The organism is Acidobacteriota bacterium, from assembly GCA_016196035.1.
Taxonomy (GTDB): Bacteria; Acidobacteriota; Blastocatellia; order RBC074; family RBC074; genus JACPYM01.
Genome location: JACPYM010000015.1, coordinates 122,611 through 137,748, shown reverse-complemented (window position 1 = coordinate 137,748; position 15,138 = coordinate 122,611). Strand labels below are relative to the sequence as shown.

8 protein-coding genes and 1 pseudogene are annotated in these 15,138 nt (G+C 56.9%); 4 read left to right on the top strand and 5 right to left on the bottom strand.

Annotated features, from left to right (window positions below; all coding sequences use genetic code 11):
* Nucleotides 1–16: 16 nt before the first annotated feature.
* Both treZ and HY011_05475 read right to left on the bottom strand, forming a co-directional pair.
* Nucleotides 17–1,975, bottom strand: a complete 1,959-nt coding sequence (gene treZ / locus HY011_05480; protein ID MBI3422369.1) for a malto-oligosyltrehalose trehalohydrolase — start codon at nt 1,973–1,975, stop codon at nt 17–19.
* A 14-nt stretch (nt 1,976–1,989) separates the two neighbouring features.
* Nucleotides 1,990–2,232, bottom strand: a complete 243-nt coding sequence (locus tag HY011_05475) for a DUF2934 domain-containing protein (protein MBI3422368.1) — start codon at nt 2,230–2,232, stop codon at nt 1,990–1,992.
* 545 nt (nt 2,233–2,777) lie between these two features.
* Between HY011_05475 and treY the strand changes: the two genes are divergently transcribed.
* Nucleotides 2,778–5,735 (top strand): malto-oligosyltrehalose synthase, encoded by a 2,958-nt coding sequence (treY, locus tag HY011_05470; protein MBI3422367.1) that lies wholly within the window; start codon nt 2,778–2,780, stop codon nt 5,733–5,735.
* A 75-nt stretch (nt 5,736–5,810) separates the two neighbouring features.
* Here the strand turns inward: treY and HY011_05465 are convergent, their stop codons facing one another.
* Together HY011_05465 and HY011_05460 are read right to left on the bottom strand one after the other, a co-directional pair.
* Complete coding sequence (locus HY011_05465; GenBank protein MBI3422366.1) at nt 5,811–7,148, bottom strand: aspartate ammonia-lyase; 1,338 nt, start codon at nt 7,146–7,148, stop codon at nt 5,811–5,813.
* Nucleotides 7,149–7,150: 2 nt separating this feature from the next.
* Nucleotides 7,151–7,458, bottom strand: a pseudogene (locus HY011_05460) (plasmid stabilization protein).
* 494 nt (nt 7,459–7,952) lie between these two features.
* Between HY011_05460 and HY011_05455 the strand changes: the two are divergent.
* Together HY011_05455 and HY011_05450 are read left to right on the top strand one after the other, a co-directional pair.
* Nucleotides 7,953–10,229: a response regulator gene (locus HY011_05455; GenBank protein ID MBI3422365.1), complete on the top strand. Its 2,277-nt coding sequence runs from the start codon at nt 7,953–7,955 to the stop codon at nt 10,227–10,229.
* 41 nt (nt 10,230–10,270) lie between these two features.
* Nucleotides 10,271–11,839, top strand: a complete 1,569-nt coding sequence (locus HY011_05450) for a sigma-54-dependent Fis family transcriptional regulator (GenBank protein MBI3422364.1) — start codon at nt 10,271–10,273, stop codon at nt 11,837–11,839.
* Here the strand turns inward: HY011_05450 and HY011_05445 are convergent.
* Nucleotides 11,784–14,369 (bottom strand): response regulator, encoded by a 2,586-nt coding sequence (locus HY011_05445; GenBank protein ID MBI3422363.1) that lies wholly within the window; start codon nt 14,367–14,369, stop codon nt 11,784–11,786. The genes HY011_05450 and HY011_05445 overlap by 56 nt on opposite strands.
* Before the next feature lie 570 nt (nt 14,370–14,939).
* Here HY011_05445 and HY011_05440 point away from each other — a divergent pair.
* Complete coding sequence (locus tag HY011_05440) at nt 14,940–15,092, top strand: lmo0937 family membrane protein (protein MBI3422362.1); 153 nt, start codon at nt 14,940–14,942, stop codon at nt 15,090–15,092.
* Nucleotides 15,093–15,138 lie beyond the last annotated feature (46 nt).

The following is a 15,138-nucleotide window of genomic DNA, read 5'->3' as shown; positions in this document are numbered from 1 at the left end:
GTCCTGCCCTGGTTGTTCAATCCAGCTTTTGACCCGCCGCTTTCAACAGCATTTCCTGTTGCACTTCAGGATGGATCAACGAAGCTTCCACCACTGTCGTGCCCGCCGCCGGTTGCAACACGACCGCCGCATGACCAGGGATCAGCCAGTTAGCCGTCGTTTCCAGCGGCGGAGTGCCTAACCCGCCGTAACGCGGGTCTTCGCTCGACCACAACACGTCCCAATGCTGACCTGACGGTGGCGCTAACAAAGGCTCCGGCGCGGGGCTCAGCACCAGATCAACACCCAGATTGATCAACAACAAGCGATCGGCGTGCCCTTCCAAATCGTCACCAAAAAAGCGCAGCACAAAAGCTTCAGCGCCCAGCACCGCACCATCCAGCGCGTCTGGTTGCTGCGCGCGAAAAACCGCTTCGTTACGGCGCAATTGCAACAACTCGCGGTGCAATTGATACACGTGGGCGTGGCGTTCGCGCTCGGCAAAATCAAGTTTGGAGCGTTCAAACGTAGCGAGGTCACCCGGATCGGCCAGCGCCGCCTGCATCTCTGGCGTGGCCAGGCCGCGAAATTGGGCGAGCGCGGCTGCGCGCCCTTCTCTGACCAAGCGTTTTAGTTCGCCCTCAAAATCAGCAAAGTAATAAAAAGGGCTCGACGAAGCGAACTCCTGCCCTTGAAAGAGCATGGGCGTGCCAGGCCCCAGCAAAAGCAGGGCCGTCAGCGCGCGATACCGTCCTGGGCTTGTCAGCCGATGGCAACGTTCGCCACGGCCTGAATTGGCGACTTGATCGTGATTTTGCAGGAAGGTGATGAAGGCCGCCGGAGACTGGCGCAAATCGGACGACCCGCGCCGCCGCTGTTGCCAACGATACCATTGGCCTTGATAGAGAAAGCCATATTTGGCGGCGGAGATGAATTCCTGCGGTTTGCCGCAATAATCGGTGTAATAGGCTTCGGTGCGTCCGGTCATTGCCACCATCGCACTGTGATGGAAATCATCATTCCAAAGCGCGTCGAGTCCGTAGCCACCGCGCTCGGCGGGATGCACCAAGCGCATGTGTTGCGGCTCATTTTCGCCGACGATGAGCGTCTCTCGCCCCTTTGCCGCCGCGCGTACCGTGCGCGTCAACGCCGCCAGAATGTGCTCAGCCGAATCGTCGTAAAGGCTTTGTGTGGCATCGAGGCGCAGACCATCCAGGTGATATTCCGTAATCCAATACGCAGCATTGGTGAGAATGTATTCGCGCACCGGTTGGCTGTTGGGGCCGTCATAATTGAGCGCCTCCCCCCATTCGGTCTTATGCTTGGTCGAAAAGTAATCCTCGGCAAATCTCTTGAGGTAATTCCCGTCCGGCCCCAAGTGGTTATAAACAACATCCAGAATCACACCGAGGCCGAGCGCGTGTGCGTGATCAATAAACCGGCGAAAATCATCCGGCTGGCCATACAAACGTGACGGCGCGAACAGATTCACGCCGTCATAGCCCCAACCGAAACGGCCCGCAAAATCGGCCACCGGCATTACCTCTAACACCGTCACCCCCAACTCCGCCAACTCCGCCAACTCCGCTTGCGCCGCCGCCCAAGTGCCTGCGCGCGTAAAAGTCCCGATATGCATTTCGTATATCATCTGACCTTTGAGCTTCACGCCTCGCCAGGCTTGATCTGTCCAAGGAAAGTCACGCGGATGCACCACCTGCGAAGGACCATGCGGCCCGTCCGGCTGAAATCGCGAAGCGGGATCAGGATAAAGCCGTTCCTCTTCATCGAGGCGGAACCGGTAACACGCTCCCGCGCTCGCCTTTCGCGTCGCCCCAGCAAAGTAACCTGACGCTTCCGCTTGCAGCGGGAAGTTTAAGTTTTCGAGGCCGTCAAAAACGACTTCCACTTTTCGGTGCTGTGGTGCCCACACGCGAAAATGGACGTCGCCATTTTCCAATACCTCCGCGCCGATGGGCAGACTGCGATTGTTTTTCATCCCGGTATTCAGCGTTAAAAAGCCCAGGTAGTAAGCCTTCGGCTGCCAGCCTTGTTTTTGGTTTGGGAAAAGTTGTTAACCTCAGACGCGCCTAATGCCGCCCGGATTTCCGCCTCGGCTCGATACCAATCACTGAGGGCGTCACCACCGTCGCTGCCGCGCTGCTGAAACAGGGCGTAAGCACGCTGGCGGATTTGTTCCTGAAAGTCTGGCGCCGCCGCAGTATTGTGATCGTAGGCTTGCCCTTCTTCATGCAATTCTTTCTGCTTCGTCTTAGCTCTCATCGTTACACCTCTTCAAAATAATGAGTTACTTACTACCAGCCAAATGGCACTACAGTAGACTTGTTGCCCATTCCTGGGCAGTGGTAAACCTCAATCAAGACGGCCTCTGCAAGAGAATGGAGAATATAGAATGGAGAATGATGGTCGCCCACTGGGTTTCAGTGTCCCCGTCGCCAATTTGCTAAGTTGTTGTTTCCAAAGGTCGCAACAACTCTAGTAATCAGCTCGACTTGCGACGACACAGGGTTCCTCCAGGATGCTGTTGAAGAACGAGTCAAGCCAGTCCCCATCGTGCAATTTACGCGCCAGCTTTATCGCAAAATCGGACTGGAACCGTGCACACAGCCACTCCGCGCAATCTCCTGGACTGCTCTTATTCAATTACAGCGGGCCGACCCCGGTATTAAAACGGTGGCGCGCCACTTGCCATCCAGTGAAACAAAGCTCTGTAAGGATGGCCTATGTCGCGTGGCGATACAGTGTGTCTGTTCGGCGTGCAGTGATTGCAATGAGATGAAATGACGAAATCCGTGACCCAAGTTGACGCGCGTATTCCCTTGGCCACTTACCGCCTGCAATTTCATGCTCAATTCACGTTGCCACAAGCAGCCAATCTCGTCGGGTACCTGGATGCGCTCGGCATCAGCCATTATTACGCTTCGCCCTTGTTTGTGGCCCGCCCTGGCAGCTTGCACGGCTATGACGTGACTGACCCCACCCAGCTCAATCCTGAGCTGGGAACTGAGGAGAACTTGCAGGAGTTGGCAGCGGCGCTCAGGGAGCGTGGAATGGGGATGCTGCTCGATGTTGTGCCCAATCATATGTGTATTGCCGGAACCGGCAACGAATGGTGGAATGACCTGCTGGAGAATGGTCCTAGCTCGCCGTATGCCGCGTTCTTCGATATTGACTGGCAACCACCCAAAGAGAATCTGAAGAACAAAGTCTTGCTGCCGATCTTGGGGGATCAATATGGCCGGGTGCTGGAAAACCAGGAACTGCGCCTGAGCTATCAGCGCGGCGGGTTCTTTGTTCAGTATTACGAAACCAGGCTGCCTATCGCGCCACGCTCCTCGATTTTGATTCTCAAAGCGTTATTGGAATCAATCACCCTAAAGACCGAAGAGGCTCAGTTACAGCGAGCCGAACTCGAAAGCATCATGTTCGCGCTTGAGCATCTGCCACCGCGCGAGGAACTCAATCCAGAGAAGGTGAAACAACGCCGCCGCGAAAAGGAAAGCGTCAAACGCCGGCTTTCCGCGTTGGTCAATTCCAGCCGCGAGATACGGCGCGCACTCAGGCGTGTCGTGCGGAGCTTCAACGGAGTGAAAGGCGAGCAACACAGTTTCGATCAATTGGAGAAATTGCTGGCTGCCCAGGCTTATCGGTTGTCTTTCTGGCGCGTAGCTGCCGATGAGATCAATTACCGCCGCTTCTTCGATGTCAACGAACTGGCCGCCATCCGCGTCGAAGAGCCAAAGGTTTTCACCGCTGTGCATCGGCTGGTGTTTCGTTTATTGCGCGAAGGCGTTATCACGGGCCTGCGCATTGATCATATTGACGGGCTGCTCTACCCCGAACGTTATCTGGAACAATTGCGGCGCATCTGCCAGCGCGCGCTGCGCTCGGCAGGCGGCTCCAGTGCCACTCAGCAAACCACTGGCCAGCAAACCAGGACTCAGCAAAGATGCTACGTTGTGGTCGAAAAGATTTTGGGACGCGACGAACGGCTACGCGCGCGCTGGGCGGCCCACGGCACGACGGGCTACGAGTTTCTCAACCTGCTGAATGGCTTGTTCGTAGATGAACGTGGCCAAGCGGCTTTTCAACAAATCTGGCAACGAGTTTCCGGTGAAACCTTGGGCTTTGAAGAGGTGGCCTATGCGGGCAAAAAGCTGATCTTGCGCGCCGCCATGTCCGGCGAATTGCATGTGCTGGCACGCAGTCTGGAGCGCATCGCTGAACAGCACCGGTACTCACGCGATTTCACTCTCAATAGCCTACACCAGGCGCTCGGTGAGGTAATTGCGTGCTTTCCGGTTTATCGCAGTTACATTCACCCTCGGAAAAATGAATCCCAGCCCCAAATCGGCACCCCTGAAATCAGCGCAGAAGATCGGCGTTCCATCCAAATTGCCGTGCGACGCGCGCAGCTTCGTAACCCAGCGCTCAGCAAAACGATTTTCGACTTCATCCGCTCGCTGTTGTTGCTGGAAGAACCGGGCGACCTTGCGGCGGAGCAGCGTTTAGAGCGGCGCAATTTCGTCATGCGCTTTCAGCAACTAACCGGCCCGGTCACGGCGAAAGGGGTCGAGGATACGGCGTTTTACCGTTATTACCCGTTGGCCTCGTTATGCGAAGTCGGTAGCCATCCCGCGCGCTTTGGGCTTTCTCCCACCGCCTTTCATGCGGCGAATCAGCAACGCTTGGCTGAGTGGCCACATACGCTGCTCGCCACCTCAACCCACGACACCAAACGCAGCGAAGACGTCCGCGCGCGGCTTAATGTCCTATCTGAAATACCGGCGCGCTGGGATCGCGCCCTGCGCCTGTGGCAACGCCTTAACCGGAAATTCAAAACGGACGTAAACGATTTGCCTGCACCGGACGCCCGCGATGAGTATCTGCTCTATCAAACGCTGGTCGGCGCCTTTCCATTCCAATTCGAGGATGACACGGCGCGCCAATCCTTTCTGCAACGGATGCAGGAATACATGGTCAAGGCTCTGCGGGAAGCCAAACGACACTCAAGTTGGCTCAGTCCAAACGAGGACTACGAACAGGCCATGCGCGATTTCACGACACGCATTCTGATGCCAGACGGTCCATTCCTGCCGGCCTTCCAGGAATTTCAAGCGCCGCTGGCGCGGGCGGGCGCTTTCAACTCGCTTTCGCAGACGCTGCTCAAGCTGACGGTACCCGGCGTGCCTGATTTTTATCAAGGCACGGAACTTTGGGATTTCAGTCTGGTTGATCCGGATAACCGCCAGCCCGTTGATTACGCCAGGCGCCAGCAGCTTCTTATTTCACTGCGCCCGACCAATGAGCCGGACGCGCCAATGTTCGCGGAAGAATTGCTGCGGAATCTCATGGACGGAAGGATTAAGCTATTTGTGACAAGCCAAGCGCTCAATTTTCGACGTAAACACCGCGAGGTATTTGAATGCGGCCAATACTTGCCGCTGCAAAGCATGGGCGCACGGGCGCGTCACGTCGTCAGTTTTGCGCGCCGCCACAAGCAGCAGACCGTGATCGTTGTGGCAACGCGCTTTTTCCTCTCACTGCTGGCAGAGGCCGAAGCGCCCACAGGCAGCCGCGTCTGGGACGATACTGCCATCCAAATGCACGCTGAGCTGCGGGGTTGCTATCGCGACATATTCACAGGCAGCCGTATTTGTATGAATGAGGCTGAAGCGGAGTTGCGGCTAGCCCAGGTCTGCGAGCGGCTTCCGTTTGCAGCGCTTGAGCGTGTATGACGGCTCTTCAATGATACTCCGCTGCTCCGGGTAACATGTTCTTACTCATCCTCATCAGCGTACTGACAAAATCTGTTAGCGTTCACGAAGCAGCTCGTCAATACTCTTGCCAGTTTCAATGGCGCGTTGCGCGATTTCAGCGGCACCCATAAAACCGAGTGTTTGGTTGAGTGAAGTAGCCCGTCCGACGCTCCGTTCGGCATACTCCCGGCAACGCTCCGGATGCGCACGGATCCCCCGGACGCATTTTTCATCGAACGCCTGCGCCGCATTCTTCATGATTTCGAGCGCTTCGAGCAGAGCATAAGCCACGTAAGGCATCATCACATTCAACTCAAGCTGCCCAGCCTCCGCGCACAAGGTGATGGCAAGATCATGACCAATCACGTGGAAGCAGACCATATTGACCATTTCAGCCATCACTGGATTGACCTTGCCGGGCATAATCGAAGACCCTGGCTGCACGGCTGGCAATTCGATTTCATCAAGCCCGGTATGCGGCCCGGAACTGAGTAGCCGCAAATCATTCGCAATCTTGTTCAACTCCACCGCGTAACCACGCAACGCGGCGGAGAGCGCAAGAAAATCTCCGAGGCTATGTTGGGATTGAATCCGGTTGGGTGCTTCGCGTAGGGCTAAGCCTGTGATTCGACTCAGGCATGTGACTGCCAGCCGCGCATAATCAGCATGCGTATTGATGCCGGTGCCGATGGCAGTTCCGCCGAGCGGAACCTCCAACAATGAATCTTCCACTACCTGCAACCGCCTGAGTGCACGCGCCAGATTTTCCGCATACCCGGCGAATTCCTGACCGAGCGTCATTGGCGTAGCGTCGTGCAAATGCGTGCGGCCTGATTTGGTGACGCCGGAAAATTCCAGTGCCTTTGTATCGAATGATTCGCTAAGCCCAGCTAGCACCGGCGCCAGTTCGTGCAGCAATCGCAACGCGGCAATCCGCATCGCCGTCGGCATGACGTCATTCGTAGACTGCGACTGATTGACGTGGTCATTCGGATGAAGCTGCGCATAAGCGCCGCGCTCGAATCCTAGCAATTCGAGCGCGCGATTCGCGATCACTTCATTGACATTCATGTTGTAAGAAGTTCCGGCGCCCGCCTGAAAGACATCCAGGCAAAACTGCTCCCGCCACTGACCGGCGATCACTTCCTTTGCGGCCAGGATCACAGCTTCGCCCAGCGTGGCGGAGTGGCGTCCAGTTTGGATATTGGCTTCAGCGGCGGCCTGTTTGATCTCTGCCAGCGCCGTAATCAAAGCGTGGTGGATGCGCAAGCGACTGATCGGGAAATTGTTCAACGCCCGCTGGGTCTGCACGCCGTAGAGGGCTTCCGACGGAACACGCACCTGGCCGAGCGGGTCTCGCTCCAACCGATATTTATACTTTTCCTGCTGCATGATCACTTCGTTCCAGCATTACGGGCGCGTGTCCGGGCGGCTTTTTTCGCCGAAGCACTACGCGCCGCAGCGGGGCGGCGCGCGGCACTAGCACCGCCGCTTCGCCCTCCTTTTTTCGCTGGCTCTTTGTTGACGGCCTTACCGCGCCCGGAACCGCCCTTTTGCCTCCTCCGTGGATTTTATTGACGCTAGCCCAGACACGGGCTTCAGCCTCCCCTTCCGGAACACCACGTTCCCGGTATCCCTCCTCAATGTGCTCCGCTTGCCGCTTCTGCTTGTCGGTGTATTTTGATTTGTCGCCGCTTGGCATAATAATTTCCCTCCGCATCAAACGGCCTAACTCAACTTGACAATCCGTTACATGGCAATTCTCCGGCCAGAAAACCCCCAAAAGGCTTGGCGTAATGCCTGTTCGCTGAAGTGAGCGCAGGTCAGACGACAGCAGGTCTGGCTCGAGCGCTGACCAACCATATCGTTTTTCTAAATTCTCCGGTTGCGCGTTGCTACCTTGCTGTATGCACGCAAGCGCTTTTAATGCCGGGCAGAGTGCGGTTGCCGCCGTCACAGATAGGCAAGTGGTTATTATTAAAACCATGGGTACAAAGCTTGCGATGGGGTATTTGGTTAGCGTAATCGTACTTGGCGCAGACAATGTCGTACTGATTTTGAACACAAACGACCGATCCAACGTGGTGGTGAAAGTTGCCTGGATGTTTTACCTGAATACACCACAAGCGAGAAGATCAGTGGCAAATTGTCACGCGAGTGCGCATTACAGTGAGTTGAGGAAAGGAATTTGCAGCGATGTCGAATCCCCTAACAGGAAATACGGAACGGCTGATTCTGGTTGTTGAAGATAGCCGGATGCAGGCCCAAATGCTGTGTTTCCACTTGGAAGAAGCTGGTTTTTCATGGTTGCTTGCAGAGAACGGCAAACAGGCGTTGGAGCTGTTGCGCGCACACCGTCCGGCGCTGATTGTCGCCGAGGTCGCCCTGCCTGAACTGGATGGCTTTGAACTGGCGCGGCAAATCAAAGCCGATGAAAACCTCAACCACATTCCGCTGATTCTGCTGACAGTGTTGACTGACGGCATGGAGGTGTTGCGCGGGTTGGAATGCGGCGCGGACAATTTCATTACGAAACCCTATGAGCCTGCTTATTTGCTGGCGCGGATCAATTACTTGCTGGCGAATCGCCCTTTGTGCGAGCAGGGCAAATCACCAGCCGGACTCGAATTGGAATTCAATGGGAAACGCCACCTGATTACGGCGGAACGTCGCCAGATTCTCGATTTATGGCTGTCCACATGCGAGCAATACGTGCAACTCAACCGCCATTTGCATGCGCGCGAAAAAGACCTGAAATCCACGAGCAACCGCCTCAGCGTGTTACACGATATTGCAGTGACGATTAGCCAATCGCTCGACCTGGATGAGATTCTGCAAGCCGCGCCAAAAAAGTTGCAAGCGACGCTCAATGTCGAAGTGGCCGCCATTTTTTTGCAAGAAGAAGAAGGGCTGGTACTCAGAGCGCACCGCCACTTGCCGAAATCAATGTTGCGGGACTTGGCGACTACCAATTTGGCCCAAAGCCAGTTGGCTGAGATTTGCCGCCAAGGAGAAGTAGCGCTGCATCCGCTGAGTCCAGCCTTGTTCGCGACGCCTGGCGAGGCCTTGCCTAGCGCGGCTCCGACGAAGCGCGCCGAACCCTATCTTGCAGGCCTAATTTTCATGTTTGTGCCATTGAAAGCCAAAAAGACGGTCAGCGGGTTATTGGTGGTCGGCCCGTTCGATCCGTTGGGCGCCGTCAATGAAATGAATCAGGAGTTGATGGAAGCCATCGCCAATCAACTGGCCGTGGCCGTCGAAAATGCGCGCCTCTATGAAGCGGCGCAAAAGGCCCGGCAGCAGGCCGAAGCCGCCAACCAGGCCAAAGACGGCTTTCTGGCTTTGGTTTCGCACGAATTGCGCGCTCCGCTCAATGCCATTCTGGGCTGGACGAGCGCGCTGCTGAACAAAGCGGTAGATGACGAGGTGCGACGACGCGCGTTGGAAACCATCGAACGCAGCGCCCGCACGCAAACCCAACTGATCGAAGACCTGCTCGATATGGCACGAGCCGTCAGCGGCAAACTACGGCTCGAAGTCCGCCCGGTGGATTTGAGCGATGTCATCAATGCCGCGCTCGATGTCATGCGTCCGGCAGCCGAGGCCAAAGCCATTGACTTGCGGGTGCAGCTTCGCGCCAAAGACGACATCATCACGGGCGACCCGGATCGCTTGCAGCAAGTTTTCTGGAATCTGCTTTCCAATGCGATCAAGTTCACACCCAATAACGGCGTGGTCGAGATCAAGCTGGAACGGGCCGACCCGCATGTGCAAATCACCGTGCGCGACACCGGCAAAGGCATCGTGCCGGAGTTTCTGCCGTATGTTTTTGAGCGCTTCCGGCAAGCCGACAGCTCGAACACGCGCCGCCACAGCGGGCTGGGGTTGGGGCTGGCGCTCGTCAAACAACTGGTCGAATTGCACGGCGGCACCGTCCAGGCAGAGAGCGCAGGCACAGGCCAGGGCGCGACATTCACGGTCATGTTGCCGGTGCGTGCCGTGCGCGCACAAACTGCGGGGACGACCCAGGAAATGCTGGCACTGAAAGGCATTAAGACCGACAAGCGGATGTTGCTGGCCGGGCTGACGATTCTCGTCGTGGACGACGAACCAGATGCGCGGGAGGTGGTCACCGCCGTCCTGGAGCATTACGGCGCGGACGTATTGTCGGTCAACTCAGCCGCCGAGGCGCTTGATTTACTGCGCAAAGTCAAACCGCCTGAACGCCCGGATGTCATTGTTTCCGACATCGCCATGCCAGGCGAAGACGGTTATGCGCTGATCCGTCAAGTACGGGCGTTGCCCGCAACGCACGGCGGAAGCATTCCCGCCGTGGCGTTGACCGCGTTTGGACGCAGCGGTGATCGCGTGCGCGCGCTGACGGCCGGTTTTCAAATGCACGTGCCAAAACCGGTGGAAGCGGCGGAGTTGGCGTTGGTCATCGCCAATTTGGCGCGGCGGAATTTGCAATAAGAGAGGCACAAAGCAGAGAGCGTTTTTAGCAAGGCAAGCACATGAATAAACAAACAGAACTGGAAAACAACGTCAGGATTCTGGTCATTGATGACGATCCCACGGTGCTCGAAATCACCGAGTTTCACCTGAAATCAGAAGGCTATGAAGTGGTCACGACCGCGAGCAGCCTGGAAGGCGCACGGCTGGCGGAAGAGGACGCTTTCGATCTGGTGCTCACCGATTTGCAGATGCCTGAATTGGATGGCCTCGAACTGGTTAAACGGCTGAAAGAGTCGGTACCGCATCTGCCGGTCATTATGATTTCCGGCCACGGTTCGGAGGCCAAAGCCCGCGAAGCCACGGAGCAAGGGGCTTTTTACTTTGTGGATAAGCCGGTGGATTTTTCAAATTTATTGCTTTTGATCGGGCGTGGGCTGGAATTCGGACGCCGGGCGGTCAAACTCAAACAGATCGAGGATCGCTGGGGCAACCGCGAGGCATATTACGATCTGGTCGGTTCCAGCAAGGCGATGCAAGACCTGTATGAACTGATTGACAGCATCGCAGAATCCGACGCCAACGTGTTCATCAGCGGCGAAACCGGCACCGGCAAGGAATTGATCGCCAACGCCGTACACGAACGCAGCTTGCGCCGGAAAAAGCCGCTGGTGAAAGTCAATTGTTCCGCTTTGCCAAAAGAGTTGATCGAATCGGAACTCTTCGGCCACACCAAAGGCGCGTTCACTGGTGCGACCGGCGAAAAGAACGGTTTGATCGGCCAATCAAATGGCGGCAGCCTCTTCCTGGATGAGATCGGCGAGATGCCGTTGGAATTGCAGCCCAAGCTTTTGCGCGTATTGCAGGAACGTGTTTATTACCGCGTCGGCAGTGAGAAACCGCATGCCGCCGATTTTCGCTTGATTGCCGCCACCAATCGCGACCCACTGCAAGCCGTCAGCGAAGGCGGCTTGCGCGAAGACCTTTATTACCGCATCAACACAATTCTCATCCGCGTGCCACCCCTGCGCGAACGTGCCGAGGACATCCAACGCCTCGCCCAGCATTTTTTGCAGATGTATGCGAAACGGTACGGCCGTCCGGCGTGCGGGTTTTCGCAGCAGGCTTACGCCGCGCTCTTTGGGCATACCTGGCCGGGCAATGTGCGCGAACTGCAAAACGTGATCGAACGCGCTGTGCTGCTATGCAAAGGTGAGGCAATTGAACGCGAGAATCTGCCTTTCGATCAAACGATCGCCGCGTCCTCAACGCTGCCAGTCGCACCGTTGCCCGCGCCGCCAGGGTGGTCAACGCCAGCAGTGGCGCGGGCGGCAACCGCAACAGCCAATGGCGCGGGCACGGCTGTCGCGCCCGCGCCCGCCGAAATGGAGCTACTTGATTTATGCCGCATCATCGTCAGCCGCGCGCCCTTGCCGGAAGTCCATGGCGAAGCCCTGGATTTGTTTGCACAATTGGAAGGCCCGCTGGTAAATGCCGCGCTCGAACGCACGCGCGGAAATAAACAGGCGGCGGCAAATTTGCTCGGCATCTATCGCCCTCGCCTTTACAGCATTATCAAAAAATACAAGCTGCTGGGTGAAAATGATGAACACCATGATGAGCAAGCCTGAGCATCCGTGTCGGTGACGCTTGGCTTTCTGCCGCCTTGCTTGCCCCCTCAGCCGCCTGGGAAAAGGAGCGAGTTATCCTTGCTTGCCAGTCCCGGCTCAACGCCGGTGAGCGGTTTTTTTTCAGCAAACTGGCCGCGACCAATATCAGTTCCGCCGGTTCGACAGGTTTGGCGATGTGCATTTGAAAACCTGCGGTCAACGCGCGCAACCGCTCTTCGGTGCGCGCCTGGACGATGACCGCAATGACGGGCAAGCCTTCCGCCGAATTCAGCCCGCGCGCCGTTTCCCACGCGCGCACTTGGCGAATAAACGAATATCCATCCTCTTGCGGCAAGGCGAGGTCGCAGATCAAGAGATCGGGCACCGTTGCAGTGTCGTCGGCGAGCAACTCGAAAGCCGCGTTTGAGGTAGCGACCGTGACAACGTGGGCGCCACAGCGTTCCAAAATCAACCGTATGACTTCGCGCGTCTCTTCCTCGTCATCCACCACCAGTACAGCAGCGCCCGCGAGCGAGGGCAATTCGTCGAAGGCCGTGTTGGCAAGCGTTAGGGCTGCGAATTGCGCCAGCGGCGCAGAGATGGGCGAGCGCGTTTCGATCTGCACGAGTTGTAAGGGAAATTCCACCGTAACCGTTGTGCCGTAGCCTTCCCCTTCACTCTCGATCTGTATTCCGCCGCCATGCGCTTCGACCAAATGCCGTACTAACGCTAACCCTAAACCTAAGCCGCTATGGCGGCGCGTGCTCGAACTATCGGCTTGCCGGAACTGCTCAAAGACGTAGGGCAGAAACTCTGGCGCGATCCCGTGGCCGTTATCGCGCACGACCACGCGCGCGTGATCGGGGGCCTGTTCGAGACGCAATTCGACACGCCCGCCTTCCGGCGTAAATTTGATCGCGTTGGCGAGCAGATTCCAGATGACTTGCTGTAAGCGATCCGGGTCGCCGGTGATCGGTCTGAGTTCGCGGTCGAACGCGGCTTGCAGGGTAATCATTTTGGCCTCGGCTGTTGCACGCACGACATCAAGCGCCGCTTGTGCGACGGCGGGCAATTCAACGGTGCGCAAATCCAGCTTGAGTTTGCCTGTCACGATACGCGAGGCATCGAGCAAGTCTTCGATCAAACGCCGTTGCACACTGGCATTCCGGGAGATGACTTCAATTGCTTTGGTCAGCGTCTTCGGTTCCGGCGGGGATTGCTGGCTGAGCAGGCGGGCCCAGCCCAGCATGGCATTGAGCGGCGCACGCAACTCGTGCGAGACGACGGCCAGAAACTCATCTTTCGTGCGGTTGGCGGCTTCGGCTTCGGCGCGGGCTTGCTGGGCGTGCCCGAGGGATTCTTCCAGTTGCTGTTCAATCTGCTTGCTGCGGGTAATGTCGAGCACCGCACCGATAATCGTTTTGGGGACACCATTCGGCAACCGCTCAAACACTTTGTCGCAGCGTTGCAAATACAGCCAGTAACCGTGCTTGTGCTGCACCCGGTACTGCAATTCAAGCAGCGCCTCATCGTCAGCTTGCCGTAGCCGCTCAAAGTAATCGTGGATATTTGCTTGATCTTCGCGGTGCACCAAACGCTCGACCCGCTCTGGCCCCATCGTTTCCAGTTCCTGGATGGAATAGCCGAGCATCTCTTCCACACGGGTCGAGAGGTAGACCGGCTTGCGCGCTTGGAGGTCTTGCAGATAAATGGCCACGGGCGCGGTATTGAGGATGCTTTGAATGAAATGCTGGTTTTCGAGCAATTGCTGTTCGGCCTGTTTGCGGTCGTGGATGTCGCTGAGAGAACTGACCCATTCGCGGAAACTGCCGTCGGCATTTTTCAACGGCACGCAACGCAACACGTAATACCGGTATTGGCCGCTGCAATGCAGAATGCGGAACTCCACTTTGAACGGCGCTTCTTTGGCGTCAGGCGCGGCAAAGGCGGTCAGCAGCTTTTTCCGATCCTTGGGATGAATCTTACTCAACCAACTGCTTGCTCGCGCTTCTTCCAGCGACTGGCCGGTGAGCTTTTCCCACATCGCCCAGTCCTTTTCTTTCGGCCCGCTTTCATCAATCGTCCACACCGCCACCGAAGAAGCTTCGGTCAACGCCCGGTACCGTTCGCGCTCTTCCTCTAATTCACGGCGGAGCGCGGCCTTTTCAAGCGCATGCTGAACCGCCTGCCGTAGTTGTTCCGGACTGACTAGCGCTTTATCCAGGCAATCGGAAGCGCCGCTGCGTAACGCCTGCACGGCCGTGCTGGGATAATCGGAGGCCGTCAACATCACCACCGCCGTATAACGCAACTGCGGTTCTTGCGCCGCCTGCTCGATCACTTCCAGCCCGCTCAGGTCCGGCAGCCGCGCGGCGATCAGCACACAGTCCGGTTTGGCGCTGCGCCAAAGTTCCAGCCCTTGACGGCCCGTTTCGGCCTCGCGAATGTGATAGCGTGACTGTTGACCCGCACCCAAGTGGCGTTGCCAAGCGGCGCGGTCTTCCGCCGAATCGTCAATCAACAGAATAGTGTGCTCAACCGGGGCGTGCATCTTGTCTCCTGCCAATAAAGTCGTGCAGCGCGAAGAACTCTTGAACTTTTGCCCGCGCCGAACGCGCGTGTCATGAGCCAGCTTAGCCCCGGCCACACGTCTGAACAAAGCCCATTCGCTCGCCGCCAAAGCCATCTCGCACACTGCACTGCCATCTTACGGTCTGCATTTTAGCAGTGCGCCAACCGTTTACGTTGTTGTACAGCGTGAAGACATGCCGCCACGCGCTTTGGGGTTTACCTTGATTTGCCCCTGTCTTTAGAGGGGTAAAGGGCACGATAGCGTGTGGCCTGGACTTTGCACTGGGTGCAACTGGCTGCCCAACAAGAGGCGGCCTTGAATAAGCAAGTGTGGCTTTAGATCAAAGGTAAACGGGAGAGGCAAAGCAGGAAACGAGCGAAGCATCTCCTTGCCGAGGAGTAAGTCATGCTTGGGTGGCTTTGAGTAAACAGGACGTTCTTGCCTACCAAACCGCGTGCCGTTTTAGCGATGCAGGACGCGGGCAACGCGGTTTGGTTTGGCTTGAACGAATAACTCAGGAGCCACACGTTCGCTGGAAAGGAGAACAAAATGCTTTGGACGATTTTCGTAATTTTGCTGATCGCTTGGTTGTTGGGGATTGTCAGTTCATACACGCTGGGCGGCTTTATTCATTTGCTGCTGGTGGTTGCGTTGGTCGTACTGCTCATCAACATCATCACGGGGCGGCGGGCGGCCATTTAGCAGTCGAACCCTGAACGGCGTGTAGTGACACAATGAACATTCACTT

Bases quoted from the DNA above. Each gene is read 5' to 3' on its own strand.
- HY011_05455 (MBI3422365.1), top strand. From the start codon at position 7,953: ATGTCGAATCCCCTAACAGGAAATACGGAACGGCTGATTCTGGTTGTT.
- HY011_05450 (MBI3422364.1), top strand. From the start codon at position 10,271: ATGAATAAACAAACAGAACTGGAAAACAACGTCAGGATTCTGGTCATT.
- HY011_05465 (MBI3422366.1), bottom strand. From the start codon at position 7,148: ATGCAGCAGGAAAAGTATAAATATCGGTTGGAGCGAGACCCGCTCGGC.
- HY011_05440 (MBI3422362.1), top strand. From the start codon at position 14,940: ATGCTTTGGACGATTTTCGTAATTTTGCTGATCGCTTGGTTGTTGGGG.
- HY011_05445 (MBI3422363.1), bottom strand. From the start codon at position 14,369: ATGCACGCCCCGGTTGAGCACACTATTCTGTTGATTGACGATTCGGCG.
- treY (MBI3422367.1), top strand. From the start codon at position 2,778: ATGACGAAATCCGTGACCCAAGTTGACGCGCGTATTCCCTTGGCCACT.
- treZ (MBI3422369.1), bottom strand. From the start codon at position 1,975: ATGAAAAACAATCGCAGTCTGCCCATCGGCGCGGAGGTATTGGAAAAT.